Source organism: Kamptonema formosum PCC 6407 (genome assembly GCF_000332155.1).
GTDB classification, from domain to species: domain Bacteria; phylum Cyanobacteriota; class Cyanobacteriia; order Cyanobacteriales; family Microcoleaceae; genus Kamptonema; species Kamptonema formosum.
Map to the genome: position 1 here is coordinate 1,976,570 of NZ_KB235904.1, position 15,466 is coordinate 1,992,035.

Genomic DNA, 15,466 nt, shown 5'->3' on the forward strand with positions numbered 1-15,466 from the left:
CAATTGGTTTATCTTGAACTAGCTATCCACTGCCATAAATCTGTTAAATCCTCATCCAAACTGATTGAACCATCTTCCATCTCATTATCCATATCTGCACCCCAAACCTTTATATAGTCTATGACTTCCTCATAAACGTAGATTGTGATTTTTTTTTCTTGATTCCACCATTCCAAGACAATTTCATTCTCAAAACTAATGTTGAGCAGAGGATCGCACCACCACCAATTATTTTTTAATGCTACCGAATGTAATCGCTCGATAAGCCTTTCAGCCGTCTCAATCGTTTTAAGATAATTAGAACAAAGGCTTTCATAATCTTTTTCTAAGTTACCTACTAAAGAGGCTATGCGGGGAAATGAAGAATATTTATTAGAGTCCTTAGAAGACGGCTGACTACTTGAATTTATTGTCTCATGCCAGTGAATTCTTAAATCTACTGACGGCAAAAGTACATAATGTTGAGAGTCATTATTTCTGATATTCTCTAATTGAGAGACAGCTTGCTTTAAAGCATTTTCTGGTAAAAAGCTCAAGATAGATAGGCATTTCAAGAAGTTAATTATCCTCTGAGATGGTTGAGAATTGACTTCTACTTTAACTAATAAATCCAGTGCCAGATTATTTCCTCTTCTCAAAATAGGGGAAGTAGCCGAGATAATATCTTTGTAAGACTCTCTAATAATATAAGTTTGGCTGATTCTAGGTGCTGAAAGAACTGGTGATATCTCACTCAATTGATTGAGGTTCCATTGCGACGTGGAGTTCGTCTGTAATGCTCCACCGGAACAACTTTCCTCCCGTGCGGTTGAAGTTATCAAAGACATTCCAAATTTCTCCCTTATTTATTTTTGGTTCTACAAAAAAATCAGCATCAAACAAATAACCAGGTTCCTGAATATTACCTTGGGAGGGGCCTTGTGATATGACTAAACCATGATTAAAATTAACTTTACCTACTTCTAGTTCAATTTCCAAATTCTTAACTAAAGTCCGAATCGAACCAGATAATTCACTACTGTGTAATTCAGAAGCAATTTGCGGACTAATTAATGCTGACCAAGGTTTATCCTCCTCCATTTTTAATTTTGAGCGAAGTATCAAATCTTTATACCTTAACCCTAATCTTACGTAAAAAGAGGGATTATATATCTCTTCAAAAACATTAATGATTTTGATGAATTTTTCTTTAAAGTCTTCATATCGCTTGTATTCAACCGTGCTTAAAGTTAGATTATCTCGGTTTAAAGAAAGCTGCCATTTTGAATTTTCAGAAATAAAATTATAAGTAGTATATTGTGAAACTTGCGAAACAAGCGAACCTATCTGTGGAACTAAACTAGCTATTTCAGGAGGAATATCCATAGATTGAGACTGCTTATAAATTGGGTAATCAAAACGAATTCTTTCCTGAAATTCAAAAGGCTCTTGATTATTAATTTTGAGGATTGTAGGAAAGCGTAGTTGTCCCACAACCTCTATTAAAGGAGTGTGTTTATAAATAACTCGTTGGTAGTCAGGTAGTTTCATGTCAAGGCTTAGCTACTCCATAAATCTATAATACCTTACTTATGTTCGCGATCGCCTCACCCTTAAAACCATAATGTTTTTGAGAATAGGCGATTTGTAGAACAACTGTACAATGACTTCCACCCTCATGTCCACAAGACCAGAATCTTAAACCTAGCCGCACAGTTGGGACACTCCGATAGCAACCTTAACCCATGCCGATCGCACCCCTGCATCCCTTTACACTGCCACTCAATCTTATGACAAGGGGACTCCGCATAACACGCCCCACACAACCGAATCGGTTCCAACTTCATCCCCTCCCAAGGAGGCGGTAACATTCGCCCGTTGCAACCGCCCCAAAAAATGACTTAAACTCTCACGCTCCAACGGTTCCACCCAAAACACCCAAGGCTGGATCTCGGCTTCCATCACTATGTACTCCCCAGTCTCCTCCCTCAAAGCCTTCAGCATCACCTTACTAGAAAGATTAGAAGTCACAGGTAACTGCAAAACCTTCTTTTCCCAAACCTCCACTGTCCGCTTAAACTCTTCCTCCGACAACTTGCCAAACCGATGTCAAAAACTGTTAAATCTCAAACCGCTAATCAGCGTGATTTTGAATTGCATCAAAACAGTTAACAGTTAACAGTTAACAGTTAACAAATTAAATTTTTAACTTTTGATTTTTAATTCATTTGTGAACTGGCAAAGTAAAATGAAAACAGCTCCCCGCTTGCTCTGTAGAATCCACCCAAATTTGCCCATAGTGAGCTCGGACAATACGCTGGCAAAGAGCAAGACCAATGCCGTAACCATCCTTTAATTCATCTCGCTGAAGTCGGAAGCGGTCTTCAAAAATACTGCGGCAATTTTCCTCTGGAATTCCAGGCCCATTATCGCAAATACTAAATTGAACTTTGTAAGCTGTCCGGTGCAAAATTGAGATATTAATAGTTCCCTGTTCTGGCGTATACTTAACAGCATTATCCAACAAATTCATCATTACTTGCCGCAAGCGTTCCGGGTCGGCATAAACGCAGGGTAAGTCAGTAGGAATGTCAGTTTCTAAGTGCAGGGATTTAGCTTGAAATCGGTTTTGTAACTGAGCGATGATATCCTCACACAGAGGTCTTAGTTCTAGCTTTTGAGGTTTAATGTGAAATTCAGCATTCGTACCTCTAGCAGCTTGTAAGATATCCGTGATCATCCGGTCTATAGTTCGGATTTGATGGCGGGCCTGTTTGATTAAATGAGCTGTGAGAGTAGGCGTTACCGCAGGTAAGTTATTTTCCTTTTGCTTATGAGTTGATTCTAAAGTTTCCAGGGCCAAGGAAGCCGCCGTTAAGGGATTCCGCAGGTCATGGGCAAGCATCGCAATGATCCGGTCTTTCAACTGCAACTGCTCTTGCAGGTGTTCTTTATCCTGCTTGAGGCGAAAAACTTCGTCCGTGAGTTGCATCAGTTCCGCAGCAGCAGCGATGGAATGGATAGAGGTTTTAGACTCCTTGGTTTCCCTATTGCTGAGTTCCGACTGTTCGTCACTCCAGTGTTCTTGGACTGAACGCTGCCAACGAGGCCACCAGTGTTCTAATTGGGCAATTAGATCGCTACCAGCAAGGGTTTGGCGGGGTTCGGGATGAATTTTCAGCAAACAGGGAGTTGCCATCAGCTTAAAGTGTTCAGCCAAATAAGGCTGTTCCCCCACATCGATGACTTGGAGTTCAAAGGCAAACTCTGTCTTCAAGTTTTCCAGGGACTTGCGGAGGAGGCGAATCTGTTCGCGGGAACCGGGACGTTTGTCCACAAATAGTAGAAGTTGTAGAAATGCCTCAGAGCAGGCAGGCTTTCCGGTAGAGCCGGGATTGCTGTCTCCTGAGACTCCGCGATGTTCCGCGTTGAAGCTTGGTCTCGGATGAAAATATTTAACCATTGCCGAGGATAGTGATTTCACTTCTACTCTAATTTAATATCTTCTTTAGATTTATGTTATTGTGCCGAAGGTTTCAAATAAGGGTGGGCGAGTGAAATTTTTGATCTGGCAAAAAAATAAACCGTTGGAGGTGGTAGTTTGGGCTGCGATCGCTTTTTTTGCCGCCTGTCTGCTTCTGACTCTCCATCGCTACTATAGTTTTTACGCCGATTACGACCAAGGTATTTTTAATCAAGTTTTCTGGAATGGCACTCATGGGCGGATGTTTGAGAGTTCTCTTTCTTCGGCTCTGTCTACCAATGTCGTTCATAATGACCAACTGCCAGAAGTATTTTACTATCGGCTGGGGCAGCACTTCACTCCGGCTTTGATGGTCTGGCTGCCTATTTATGCTCTATTTCCCTCGCCTGTGACGCTGACGGTTTTGCAGGTAACGCTAGTGACGGCGGCGGGTTTGGTGCTCTATGCTCTGGCTAGACATTATCTCGAACCTCAATTATCTGCGGCGATCGCGATTAGTTTTTATGGTGCTAATGCTGTCATTGGCCCGACTTTGGGCAATTTTCACGATATTTGCCAAATTCCGCTTTATGTCTTTAGCTTGCTACTGGCAATGGAGAAGCGTAAGTGGCCGATATTTGGCATTTTAGCAGTCTTGATTTTAGCCGTGCGGGAGGATTCAGGAATTATCCTGTTTGGCGTTGGATTTTACATGATTTTGAGCCGCCGCTACCCTCGCACTGGTTTAGTTGTCTGTGCTTTGAGTTTTGGTTATATCGTTGTCCTCACTAACCTGATCATGCCTCTGTTTTCTGCTGATATTTCCCAGCGGTTTATGATCGAGCGTTTTGGTCAGTATACCGAAGGTGATGAAGCTTCTACTCTACAGATTCTCTGGGGAATGGTCAGTAACCCTTTGCGGTTGCTAGGGGAACTGTTTACGCCGTTTTGGGGAACGCTGAAGTATTTACTCGGTCAGTGGTTGCCTTTGGCCTTTGTGCCTGCGGTAGCACCTGCTTCTTGGGCGATCGCAGGATTTCCCCTGCTCAAGTTATTTTTAGGTAAGGGAGTATCCGTACTAGCGATCAACATTCGCTATGCGATGACAGTCGTTCCCGGCCTATTTTACGGCGTAATTCTATGGTGGGCCGAGAGGGGGGGAGGAGAGATGGGGAAGATGGGGAGGATGGGGAGGATGGGGGAGGTAGGGAAGACAAAAGAAGGTAGAGAGGATAGGGAAGGTAGGGAGAATTTAACTTCCTCATCTCCCCCATCTCCCTCATCTCCCTCATCTCCCTCATCTTTAAGATTTCAGCGCTTTTGGGCATTTTGCATCTGTTTATCGCTGTTTTTTACCTTCACTTCTAATCCCAATCGGACTTTTTCTTTTATTTTGCCAGATGCGATCGATCCCTTGGTATATGTCTCTTTGACTCGCCAATGGCAGCACGTCAGCCAAATGCGATCGCTCTTAAATCGGATTCCATCAGATGCCAGCGTAGCTGCGACTAATTATATCGTGCCGCATTTGTCTAGCCGCCGGGAAATTCTCAGGCTGCCGATGTTGGAATTGCGAAATGATGCGCGAGAAGTGGTCAAGATGGAATATTTAATTGCTGACCTTTGGCACTTGCAGCAGTATCAAGTAGCGTTTAAACGGGAAAGAGGACAATTGCGTGCGATCGCGCCTATAATCGAGCAGCTTTCTAGTTCTGGAGAGTATGGAATTGTTGGCTTTCAAGATGGGGTAATTTTAATGCAAAAAGGTGCTGTTTCTGAACCTAATTCTGTAACTAAATGGAAAGCTTTTCGTCAACAAATAGAACCCATCTTACAATGAGGGGCTAGGGGCTAGGGACTAGGGACTACGATGCTTACGGCTAGGGGAAGAAGGGGAAGGCAGATAGTTCGGCGATTGAAATCGCTACTACACAAACGAAGTCCGCCTACGCGGACTTAAAGAATAAAGGGGTATTTAAGGTAGATTTAGTATTATATCCAAATTACGGTAAAATGGAATAAGTACAGTTAGCAATTATAGCAGTTGCCAAGGCAGTTAAGACATTCTAAATTTAAAACCCTGATTCTAAACCCTTCTTCCGTCTTCCCTAGCCCCTAGCCCCTCTTAAACCGCCTTGGCGGTTGCTATAACTCTTTTTGCAGTTATCGCAATGACCACAACGCAGAGATTTAGCTGCTTCTTCAAAGCCAAAAGCTTGTAACAAAAATTGCCATCGACACTGACGAGTTGTAAGATACTGAGACATTTGTTGTGCTGCTGTGCGATTGAGTTGTTCGCCAGAGAGCGATCGCGCCGATTTATTGATACTGTAGTTGAAGGGATCTCGCCAATTAAGCTGACCTGAACTGTGCAAAACTGATAAAGCGATCGCGCCTTCTGGAAATTTGCGAGAAATTGCTTCAACGTCCCCTTGTAATGGCAGTTTTTTGGCTAATTTTTGAGCTGTCTGATATTGCGATCGCAATTTATCTTCAAAAAATTCTCGCCGCTGCTTATCTTCGGGATATAACCAACCTGTGGGCTCGCTTATTAATGTTAATGCTTCCGCTGGTTTACCATCACGCCCCGCCCGTCCGACTTCTTGAATATACTCTGATAATAGCAGTGGCGCTTGAAAATGTACAACCCATCTAACATTAGATTTATTAATCCCCATCCCAAATGCTGACGTGCAGACAACAAATTGGATATCTCCATTTAACCAAGCTTTTTCTATTTCCCTTCGTTCTTCTGCACTCAATCCAGCATGGTATGCTGCTGTTATATAATCTTCATCTTCCAGCCATGCTGCTAAGCTTTCGCTATCTTTCCTAGTCCGAACATAGATTAATCCAGCTTGTTTTTTTCTAGCGTTAATAAACTTTAATAACTGTTGTCGCCTTCCTCTCGGTGTCCAAACTATTTGAACGCGCAAATTCAGATTTTCGCGATAGGGATTGAGCAGAAATTTTTCTGGTTTTTGTAGTTGTAAAACCTTCTGAATTGTCTGCTGAGTTTGGTGATCGGCCGTAGCAGTAAAAGCTGCAACTGCAATTTTACTTCCCATTGGCTTAGATTTTAGCAAAGTAGAGCGCACAGTCCCCAAACGCTGATAAGCTGGTCTGAAAGTTTCGCCCCATTGCACTAAACAATGAGCTTCATCTAATATTAAACCATTAATTTGAATCTGCGGCTGGCTGATACTTTCCCAGACTGGTTTACTGAGTAATGTCTCTGGGGATAAATACAGCAATCTTAACTGATTTTGCTGTATTTGTTGCAATGTTTTCTTCCGCTGCTGTGCAGGTAATTGACTGTGAATTAATCCAGCGGGGAGATAGCGCTCGCGCAATTCTTGTACTTGATTTTCCATCAATGCCACCAGCGGCGATACTACTAATGTTAAACCAGTTTGTAGCAAGGCTGGCAGTTGAAAACAAATAGATTTACCGCCACCTGTAGGCATGATAATTAGGGCATCTTTTCCTGATAGTAGGCTGTGGATAATTTCACCTTGAGGTGGTCTAAAATCTTCGTAGCCCCAGATACTTTGGAAGGCGGCGCGAGCCCGATCTAAATGTGCTTGTTCTGGATAATCTTTCATTTATACTTCGGGAAAAAATCTAAATATAGCAATTATACTGAAGATTGCTTCATTATTGGTATTATTTTATGTCATCACGAACGAAGCGAAGCAATAGCAAAGCATTGAGATTGCTTCGCTTCGCTCGTGATGACATAGTTATCTTCGGAATGAGATAATGACGTTTAAGTTGAGCGTTAAACTTAATTTTATTGACTGAACCATAGCTTATGTGGTATTATAGAAATTCTAAAATGATTTGTAAATCTTTTTTCTGCATTCTACTTAAAATCTTAGAATAAATTAGAAAAAAATGCGCTTAGAAATTCTCTGGAATCAGGTGCTTGAACGTCTCCAGGTACAACTAAGCCGACCTACCTTTGAGACATGGATTAAAACTGCCAGTCCTGAGCAACTGGAAAATAACTGTTTGATTATCCGCACCCCTAACCCTTTTGCTCGCAATTGGTTGCAGAAATATTACATTAAAACAATTGCTCAAGTAGTCGAGGATATCCTCGGTCATTCCGTTGATATCTACCTGACAACCCTGAACGGAGATGAGACTACTAACAATGGTTCAGAACTAATTTGGCCATCTCCCGATATTCCAGAAAGTCACTCTCACCAACAGCCTAAACCTGCTAACTTAAATCCAAAATATATATTTGCCCGTTTTGTTGTCGGTTCAAATAATCGCATGGCTCACGCTGCTTCTCTGGCAGTGGCGGAGTCTCCAGGGCGAGAATTTAACCCGCTATTTCTGTGCGGTGGCGTGGGTTTGGGGAAAACTCACCTGATGCAAGCTATCGGTCATTATCGCCTGGAAATTGACCCCGATGCTAAAATCTTTTATGTCTCAACTGAGAAATTTACTAACGATTTGATCGCTGCAATTCGTAAAGATAGTATGCAAAGTTTCCGCGATAATTACCGAGCCGCAGATGTGCTTTTAGTAGATGATATCCAATTTATAGAAGGCAAGGAATACACCCAAGAAGAATTTTTTCACACATTTAATACTTTACACGAAGCGGGTAAACAAATAGTTTTAGCTTCAGACCGTCCGCCTAATCAAATTCCCCGTTTGCAAGAACGCCTTTGTTCCCGGTTTTCAATGGGGTTAATTGCAGATATTCAATTGCCTGATTTAGAGACACGGATGGCGATTTTACAAAAAAAAGCTGAGTATGAAAATATGCGGCTCCCGCGAGATGTAATTGAATATATCGCTTCTAGTTATAAGTCAAATATTCGGGAATTAGAGGGAGCTTTGATTCGGGCTGTGGCTTATCTTTCGATTACGGGTTTGCCGATGACTGTGGAGAATCTGGCCCCAATTTTAAACCCTCAAACTGAGAGATTGGAGGCTTCCCCGGATGCGATCCTGACAGCAGTAGGGGATGTATTTGACCTTTCAGTTGAGGAGTTGAAAGGCAATTCTAGACGCAGAGAAATTAGCCTTGCTCGTCAAGTGGGGATGTATTTGATGCGACAACATACGGATTTGAGTTTACCTAAAATTGGTGAGGTTTTTGGGGGTAAGGATCACACGACGGTGCTTTACAGTTGCGATAAGATTGCTCAATTGCGGAATACTGACCCGAATTTATCTCAAACTTTACGTCAGTTAGGCGATCGCATCAATGCTGTTAGCCGATCGCAAAATTAATTGAAGCCATCTACCGCTACTGTGGAAAAACCTGTGGATAATCTGTGGAAAATTTGACTAAATCTGGGGAAAAAATTACTAGGACTTAGGTATAGCTAGGTACTAGGGCGTGTTTTCTGGCCTCGTTGTATCCTGAAAGTATCCTGAAAATAGCGATCGCAGACAGGGAGTTTTGCCAACATTCCCACCCCTGAAGGGGATGCAGGGCTGTTTCATTCTAAATTCTTTGACCTCACCCCCCAAACCACCTAACCGCCTTGGCGGTTGCCATATTTGCAATTATGAATACTTCAGTTTCTCTCTGTCAGCCTTGGTCATTTCCCTACTGTCCCGCCCCTCCAAACTGGACGCTAAATTGGCGATCGCTTCAAGCAGAGTTTGAGTGGTTGCAGTCTCTGGAAAATTGCCCCCAAGATCCTCAATATCACGCCGAAGGCGATGTTTTAACCCACACTCGCCTGGTTTGCGAGGCACTGATCTCCTTGTCCCAATGGCGAGAATTACCACCCATCCAGCAGTCAGTTGTATTTGCAGCCGCCTTGCTGCACGATGTGGCAAAGCCTGACGCAACAACCATTGAAGCCGATGGCAGCATCACTTCTAAGGGGCACGTCTTACAAGGGGCAAAAATGGCACGGCAGTTGCTTTGGCGTGCCAGAGTACCCTTTGAACAGCGAGAGGCGATAGTTGGTTTAGTGAGGTATGGCAGTTTACCCCTATGGTTTTGGGATAAGCCAAATCCTCAGCAAGCAACGATCGCAGCCAGCCAACTGATTCGGTGCGACTTGCTAGCACTATTAGCAGAAGCGGATGTTCGGGGCCGTGAGTGTAGCGATCGCCCTCAACTTTTAGAACGGATTGAATTTTTCCGGGAATTTTGCCAAGAAAATGACTGCTTCGATCGCCCCCGCCAATTTCCCTCAGATTATAGTCGATTTATCTACTTCCAAAAAGAAGATCGCAATCTCAATTATACAGCATTTGACGATACCCAATTTGAAGTAGTTTTAATGTCAGGATTGCCGGGAGCCGGTAAAGATTATTGGATTCAGGAACACCTACCAGACTGGCCTGTAATTTCCCTAGACGCAATCCGAAAAGTCTTAAAAGTTTCCCCAGAAGACGACCAAGGAGTTGTTGTCAATCAAGCGAAAGCAGCCGCTAAAGAGTATCTGAGAGCCAGAAAATCTTTTGTTTGGAATGCGACGAATACAACTCGGCAAATGCGCTCATCTCTGATTCGATTATTTGCTAATTATCAGGCACGAATTCGCATTGTTTATTTAGAAGTTCCTTGCGAAGAATTGCTGCGGCGAAACCTTTCTCGCTCGGCCAGAGTACCTGAAGCTGTGATTTTGAAGTTGAGCGATCGCTTAGATATACCCAATATCACGGAAGCTCACAGAGTAGATTGGGTTGTACAAAGCTAATAAGTAGAAGGAAGAAGGAAGAAGGATTTAGTTATCTAGGAGAGAAGGAAGAATGTTTATACAGTCAGCTTTTTAGCCATCCTTATCTTATGTTTAATTAGGTGGATTTACTTACCCAGGACTTACGCAAAAAAACCCGGTTTCTTTGAAAAATCATCGATTTTTTCGATAGATATTGACGCAGAAACCGGGTTTTTGGCCTCGCGTGCGTAAGTCCTGTTACCAATTCTCCAAGTTATTGAGACAATCTGCATTGTTGAGTTAACTTCAGAAGATCGACCTGCCTCCTCCTGCCTCTACTATTGCATAACTTTGGAGAATTGGTATAACCCCTCTTTTCTCACTTCGAGCAGAGAAAAAGGCTTTCGCCTTGCGATCGCGGGATTTTAGCCATTCTCAATAATTTATGCAACGCTCGGCGAAAGCCTTACAAACCAGTAATTCCAGAAAATTCTCTCCCCGTAGTGACAAAAGAGGGATAACTTCTAACTTTCTAAAAAGGGATCGGATCGTAATCAGGGCCCTCACCTTCCTCAGAAGGAATCGGTTCAATTGAGGGAGAATTTGGAGATTGATATCCTGATGGATTGGATTCCCAATTTTCGGTTCCACTAGACTGATTAGCCGTAGTAGAAACAGGGTTTTGACCTCGATTGCGCGAACCTAGAGATACGACATTACTAGGAGCAGAAACAGGTGCATTTGTAGGAACTTTAGTCTGCTCTGTGTGGGATATATTGGCTGTTGAAAAGGATGTCATCTCCGCTGCTCCGAGACTATAAATCTGCTCAGCGGTTAATTCAGCGCGTTTTTCCTTAAATCCTTCCGGTTTTCGCTCAATCGTGTTCATATTCAGGCGACCTTTAATAATAATGCGATCGCCTTGGTGATAATTGCCGTGAATTTCTTGAGCCAAATTTCCCCATCCTATAACCTTCAAAGTTGATGGGGGATCTTCAGGCCGACTACCTGGAAACTGCACAAGCATTTCAGCTATTTGAGTTTGATTATCAGGGGTGTAGCGGAGTTGCGGTGCTTGAACGATCTCCGCCATCAAAATACAGCTATTCATCAGTTGGTAATTGGTAATTGGTAATTGGTGATTGGTAATTGGTGATTGGTGATTGGTAATTGGTAATTGGTAATTGATAATTGATAATTGATAATTGGTGATTGGTAATTGGTGATTGGTAAGAACTAACACCAACAAACAACAAAAAATAAACCACGCAACTAACTAACAACGATTAACAACTAACAACTAACAACTAACAATTAACAATTTCTGCTTGGCTAACAAAATCGTAAACCAGATTGCGGTACTCCCTCAAACTTTGAGCCACCCAATCGCGGTCATTACTGTTAGCAAAGATATGTACAAGAGGTTCGCTAGCATCCGGTAGAACTAATACCCAATTGTCATCATGGTAACTAAAAATCTTCACTCCATCCACTAATTCTAAATTATCCGGTGAGTGAGATTCTACCAGATAGCGCATCAGCGCTCCCTTCACCGTCCAAGGACAGCGGACACTGTAACTGTCGTGAGTCACATTGGGGAGTTGAGCCTTAATCTGTCCGAGCGATCGCTCTTGAATCGTCATCATCTCAATTACTTTAGCAACACAGAACATCCCATCAAAGCCGGGATGCAGTTGTGGGAAAATAAAACCGATATTGGCACTGCCACCCAAAACCACATTCGGATTTGTGTGAGCCGCCTCCATCAGCGCCGTCGGATTTGCCTTAGTACGAATCACATTACCGTGATGGCGACGAGCGATCTCTTCCACCGCCGAAGAAGTATGAACAGGTACTACTACCGTACATCTCGGATGAGCAGTCAGCATCAGATGTACCATCAGCGCCGTCAACATTTCTCCTCGAATGGCAATACCAGATTCATCAACTAAAATTAGCTGTTCCCCATTTGCAGATACCTGCACTCCAAAGTTAGCATTGAGAGCCTTGACCACGCGACCGAGTTGATCTAGCAAATGCTCTTTTTCTTCCTCTGGGAGGGATGTCTGCTTCAGGCTGGCATTGAGTACCACCGCATCGCAGCCAAACTTAGCTAGGAGTTGGGGTAAAATCGCGCCAGAGACAGCGTAAGCATAGTCAATCACCACCTTAGAATTACTGTAGCGAATTGCTTCAACATTCATCTGCCTTTCAAACCTGCGGCTATAAACATCTAGCGCTTGGTTGAAGTAGACCATATCTCCAATTTCAGGAATTTGTGCCCGCCGCAAATCTTCCTTAAAATAAGCTCCTTCTATTTTTTTCTCAATGGCTTTTGTGATATTGATTCCTTTTGAGTCAAAAAATTCTATTAAAATATTATCAGCTCGATCTGGGGAAAGTCGAACGTGAATCCCCCCCACAATTGATAGTGTGGGTACGACGGCGCGAGTAATCGGAATCGCGCTCGCTTCTAAATTCATCACATTAATGCCTACAGACATTAAACCTGCAATAAAAGACCTAGAAACCATGCGAGAGATGCTACGTTGATCGCGGGAAACCAACACTGAGGCTCCGGGTTTTAAGGTAGAGCCGTAAGCTGCTCCCAATTTAACTGCAAATTCTGGAGTAATATCAACGTTGGCTAATCCCTGCACACCTCGCTGTCCGAAGAGATTGCGCTTGGCTTGGTCTCCCCAAATCAAGTTATTATTCAACTGAGCTCCCGATTCTATTTTTTTACTCGGCCACACCCGAACGCTAGGACTGACTTGAGCTTCTTCCCCTACAGTACACAAAGAACCGACTACAGCACCTTCCAAGACGTGAGCGCGGCGATCGACGCGGGTTCCTCGACAAATCACGCAGGCCCGCAGGTGAACGTCTTCGCCAATAATTGCGCCGTTCCAGATAATGGGACGTTTGAGGTTGGCATCAGCACCGACAGTTACGTTGTCTCCAATTGCGGTGCCGGCGGCAATTTTGACTCTGGGCCCGATGCGGCAGTTATTACCAACGATCGCAGGTGTCTCTATAATCGCAGTTTCGTCAATAAAAGTGTTTTGACCTACCCAAAGTCCCGGCTTTTGTTCGTAATAAGGAAATTCTAGTTTCACCTTTCCGCGCAGTGCGTCATACTGAGCTTCCCGGTAAATATCGAGTTGACCAATATCGCACCAGTAACCAGAGGCGACGTAGCCGTACATCGGCTCATTTTTTTCTAGCAGCAATGGGAATAAGTCTTTCGAGAAGTCACTTTCTGCATTAGCTGGCAGGTAATCTAAAACTTCTGGTTCTAAGATATAAGCGCCCGTGTTGACTGTATCTGAGAAAACTTCGCTGGTGGAGGGTTTTTCTAGGAACCTGCGGATGCGATAGTTTTCATCAGTAATCACCACACCGAATTCCATCGGGTCAGGAACGCGAGTTAAAATCAGGGTAGCTTTTGATTTCATGCTGCGGTGAAAGTTCAGAGCTGCCGTTAAGTCGAAGTCTGTGATGCTGTCGCCGCTAATTACCAAGAAAGTGCGATCGAGAAGTTCAGCAATATTTTTAACACAACCAGCCGTGCCGAGGGGTTGGTCTTCCTCAACGGCATAAGTCATCTGTACGCCAAAGTCACTACCGTCTGAAAAGTGATCGCGCATCACGTCAGGGAGGTAGTGCAGCGTCGCAATAATTTCTGTAATGTGATGCCGCCGTAGCAAATTGACGATATGTTCAGCAATGGGGCGGTTGACAATGGGTACCATCGGTTTTGGTAGATCGCACGTCAGCGGTCTAAGCCGTGTTCCCGATCCTCCGGCCATCAGCACTGCTCGCATAAGTCCTCCTTGCAAAGTTAAGGGTTTCAGGTCATTGTCTAGTAGGAATTCTTGCCTGATCGAACTTATCAGCCTTTAGCTATAAGCCTTCAGCTTGATGATCTGCGAGTATCAAAAATCTAGTGTAGCGATTTGTTCCTGCTCAAGGGCGATCGCCTGATTGCGGAAGTGATTGAAGGAATCAAGCTTTTTTGAGCTTGTTATTTTTTAGTCTTTGGCGATCGCTTTCTTTGGTAAGGTGCAACCCTTACTAGCAAATATAAGCTAAGACTGGTGACAAATGTTACATTACATTATTATAGGCTGTACAGGGGAAAAAAAGTTATAAGTGAAGTGTTAAGTCCTCAAGAATTTTGTAGGCAAGCCGAGGGCGCTGTTGGCTAGAATTGACAAGGGTAGCGCAATGAAGAAGTTTATCCAATCCGATCGGTTATTTAGGGGTTTAGTTGATGAGTACGTTAATTAGCTTGGCGTTGCTAGTCATTTACGGCGGCGGTATGTGGAAGTTCTGGCAGGGGTTTGAGCGGACACCCTTCGACAGGAGCTTTTCAAATCGGCTCAAGCTGTCGTTGCTGTGGCCAGCTTTAATTTTCAATAAATCCTATCGTCAGAACTTTACGAAGGCTCTCAAGGGTTCTCCTAAAAGGTATTGATTGATGTCTAAAAAGCTCGACCGTGCTAGTACAAGTCCACAATCAGAAGGCGATCGCTCTTGGTTTTCTAGTGGCCATCCTGAAAGTTGGCAGGCTCTACTTTCTCAAGTCTCCTCTCGTTTCGATCGCGAATATCGAGGAGAAAATTTCGCTCTACCCGAAGAAGTGGAGGCGATGCCAATTTTTCGGGACTTGGCAGCAGGTACTCTGTTAGCTAAGGTGGCTTCTCCTTTTTGGGAAATTGCCAAACCCCAGAAAAATCAGCGCTGTTTGGATATTGGCTGTGGGGTCAGCTTTTTGGTTTATCCTTGGCGAGACTGGGAAGCCTTTTTTTACGGACAAGATAGCAGCACAGTAGCGCGAGATGCCTTAAATGCTCGCGGGCCCCAGCTAAATTCTAAGCTGTTTAAAGGCGTGCAGTTGGGGCCAGCTCACCGTTTGAATTACGAAGAAAATCAGTTCGATTTGTGCTTCGCGACGGGGTTTAGCTGTTATTTTCCCTTAGATTACTGGGAGGTGGTAATGGGGGAAGTCAAGCGAGTTTTGAAACCGGAAGGTTATTTTGTCTTTGATATTCTCAACCCTGATGCGCCTCTGGCCGAGGATTGGGCAATTTTGGAAACTTATCGAGGAGCTGAGGTATTTTTAGAAGCGATCGCTGATTGGGAAAAATTGATTAAATCTACTGGTGCGAAGGTAGTTAAAAAGAGAAACGGCGAGTTATTTAACCTCTATAAAGTGCAATTTTGAAAAGATATAAATGTTAACTGTTAACGGTTAACTGTTAACGGTTAACTATTAATTGTTAATTGTTAATTGTTAAGACCCTGGGGGGGTGACAACCCGCCCGAAACCCTTATGGGGTAAAGATTGAACCCAGTTGTGATAAAAAAAGAT

Annotated in this window: 13 protein-coding genes; 5 read left to right on the plus strand and 8 right to left on the minus strand. The window is 43.5% G+C overall.

The window, feature by feature from the left end; genetic code table 11:
• Positions 1-8: 8 nt before the first annotated feature.
• The 5 genes from OSCIL6407_RS0125580 to OSCIL6407_RS0125595 all read right to left on the minus strand — a co-directional run bounded on the left by OSCIL6407_RS0125580 (position 9) and on the right by OSCIL6407_RS0125595 (position 3,442).
• A complete protein-coding gene (locus OSCIL6407_RS0125580; RefSeq protein WP_234708735.1) occupies positions 9-827 on the minus strand; it encodes a hypothetical protein in 819 nt (272 codons plus the stop codon).
• Positions 730-1,530 carry a TIGR04255 family protein gene (locus OSCIL6407_RS0125585; RefSeq protein ID WP_007354908.1) on the minus strand — a complete coding sequence of 267 codons (801 nt, stop codon included), beginning with the start codon at positions 1,528-1,530 and terminating at the stop codon, positions 730-732. The genes OSCIL6407_RS0125580 and OSCIL6407_RS0125585 overlap by 98 nt, the downstream gene beginning before the upstream one ends.
• Before the next feature lie 125 nt (positions 1,531-1,655).
• Positions 1,656-1,850, minus strand: a complete 195-nt coding sequence (locus tag OSCIL6407_RS38410) for a TniQ family protein (protein ID WP_407635891.1) — start codon at positions 1,848-1,850, stop codon at positions 1,656-1,658.
• Positions 1,768-2,073 (minus strand): hypothetical protein, encoded by a 306-nt coding sequence (locus tag OSCIL6407_RS37345; protein WP_007354909.1) that lies wholly within the window; start codon positions 2,071-2,073, stop codon positions 1,768-1,770. The genes OSCIL6407_RS38410 and OSCIL6407_RS37345 overlap by 83 nt, the downstream gene beginning before the upstream one ends.
• A 130-nt stretch (positions 2,074-2,203) precedes the next feature.
• Entirely contained in the window at positions 2,204-3,442 is a 1,239-nt protein-coding gene (locus tag OSCIL6407_RS0125595) for a histidine kinase (RefSeq protein WP_007354910.1), read from the minus strand.
• A 91-nt stretch (positions 3,443-3,533) separates the two neighbouring features.
• Here OSCIL6407_RS0125595 and OSCIL6407_RS0125600 point away from each other — a divergent pair, with 91 nt between their 5' ends.
• Positions 3,534-5,282 carry a DUF2079 domain-containing protein gene (locus OSCIL6407_RS0125600; RefSeq protein ID WP_019487838.1) on the plus strand — a complete coding sequence of 583 codons (1,749 nt, stop codon included), beginning with the start codon at positions 3,534-3,536 and terminating at the stop codon, positions 5,280-5,282.
• A 268-nt stretch (positions 5,283-5,550) separates the two neighbouring features.
• Here OSCIL6407_RS0125600 and OSCIL6407_RS0125605 read toward each other — a convergent pair whose 3' ends face one another.
• Entirely contained in the window at positions 5,551-7,047 is a 1,497-nt protein-coding gene (locus OSCIL6407_RS0125605; RefSeq protein WP_007354911.1) for a RecQ family ATP-dependent DNA helicase, read from the minus strand.
• A gap of 292 nt (positions 7,048-7,339) precedes the next feature.
• Here OSCIL6407_RS0125605 and dnaA point away from each other — a divergent pair, with 292 nt between their 5' ends.
• Positions 7,340-8,698 carry a chromosomal replication initiator protein DnaA gene (gene dnaA / locus OSCIL6407_RS0125610; RefSeq protein ID WP_007354912.1) on the plus strand — a complete coding sequence of 453 codons (1,359 nt, stop codon included), beginning with the start codon at positions 7,340-7,342 and terminating at the stop codon, positions 8,696-8,698.
• Positions 8,699-8,979: 281 nt separating this feature from the next.
• On the plus strand, positions 8,980-10,128 hold the full coding sequence (locus tag OSCIL6407_RS0125615) for an AAA family ATPase (protein ID WP_007354913.1): 1,149 nt from the start codon (positions 8,980-8,982) through the stop codon (positions 10,126-10,128).
• A gap of 493 nt (positions 10,129-10,621) precedes the next feature.
• Here OSCIL6407_RS0125615 and OSCIL6407_RS0125620 read toward each other — a convergent pair whose 3' ends face one another.
• Positions 10,622-11,332 carry a single-stranded DNA-binding protein gene (locus OSCIL6407_RS0125620; RefSeq protein ID WP_007358035.1) on the minus strand — a complete coding sequence of 237 codons (711 nt, stop codon included), beginning with the start codon at positions 11,330-11,332 and terminating at the stop codon, positions 10,622-10,624.
• 64 nt (positions 11,333-11,396) lie between these two features.
• Positions 11,397-13,916, minus strand: a complete 2,520-nt coding sequence (locus OSCIL6407_RS0125625) for a mannose-1-phosphate guanyltransferase (protein WP_007358036.1) — start codon at positions 13,914-13,916, stop codon at positions 11,397-11,399.
• A gap of 449 nt (positions 13,917-14,365) precedes the next feature.
• Between OSCIL6407_RS0125625 and OSCIL6407_RS31250 the strand changes: the two genes are divergently transcribed.
• Both OSCIL6407_RS31250 and OSCIL6407_RS0125630 read left to right on the plus strand, forming a co-directional pair.
• On the plus strand, positions 14,366-14,569 hold the full coding sequence (locus tag OSCIL6407_RS31250; RefSeq protein WP_039963058.1) for a hypothetical protein: 204 nt from the start codon (positions 14,366-14,368) through the stop codon (positions 14,567-14,569).
• A gap of 3 nt (positions 14,570-14,572) precedes the next feature.
• The gene (locus OSCIL6407_RS0125630) at positions 14,573-15,319 is read left to right on the plus strand and encodes a class I SAM-dependent methyltransferase (RefSeq protein WP_007358037.1); all 747 of its coding nucleotides are present in this window, start codon (positions 14,573-14,575) and stop codon (positions 15,317-15,319) included.
• Positions 15,320-15,466: the final 147 nt, after the last annotated feature.

Excerpts from the sequence above, each read along its gene's own strand:
- OSCIL6407_RS0125580 (WP_234708735.1), bottom strand. The coding sequence starts at position 827 with ATGTCTTTGATAACTTCAACCGCACGGGAGGAAAGTTGTTCCGGTGGA.
- OSCIL6407_RS0125585 (WP_007354908.1), bottom strand. The coding sequence starts at position 1,530 with ATGAAACTACCTGACTACCAACGAGTTATTTATAAACACACTCCTTTA.
- OSCIL6407_RS38410 (WP_407635891.1), bottom strand. The coding sequence starts at position 1,850 with ATGTTACCGCCTCCTTGGGAGGGGATGAAGTTGGAACCGATTCGGTTG.
- OSCIL6407_RS0125595 (WP_007354910.1), bottom strand. The coding sequence starts at position 3,442 with ATGGTTAAATATTTTCATCCGAGACCAAGCTTCAACGCGGAACATCGC.
- OSCIL6407_RS0125605 (WP_007354911.1), bottom strand. The coding sequence starts at position 7,047 with ATGAAAGATTATCCAGAACAAGCACATTTAGATCGGGCTCGCGCCGCC.
- dnaA (WP_007354912.1), top strand. The coding sequence starts at position 7,340 with ATGCGCTTAGAAATTCTCTGGAATCAGGTGCTTGAACGTCTCCAGGTA.
- OSCIL6407_RS0125615 (WP_007354913.1), top strand. The coding sequence starts at position 8,980 with ATGAATACTTCAGTTTCTCTCTGTCAGCCTTGGTCATTTCCCTACTGT.
- OSCIL6407_RS0125625 (WP_007358036.1), bottom strand. The coding sequence starts at position 13,916 with ATGCGAGCAGTGCTGATGGCCGGAGGATCGGGAACACGGCTTAGACCG.
- OSCIL6407_RS31250 (WP_039963058.1), top strand. The coding sequence starts at position 14,366 with ATGAGTACGTTAATTAGCTTGGCGTTGCTAGTCATTTACGGCGGCGGT.
- OSCIL6407_RS0125630 (WP_007358037.1), top strand. The coding sequence starts at position 14,573 with ATGTCTAAAAAGCTCGACCGTGCTAGTACAAGTCCACAATCAGAAGGC.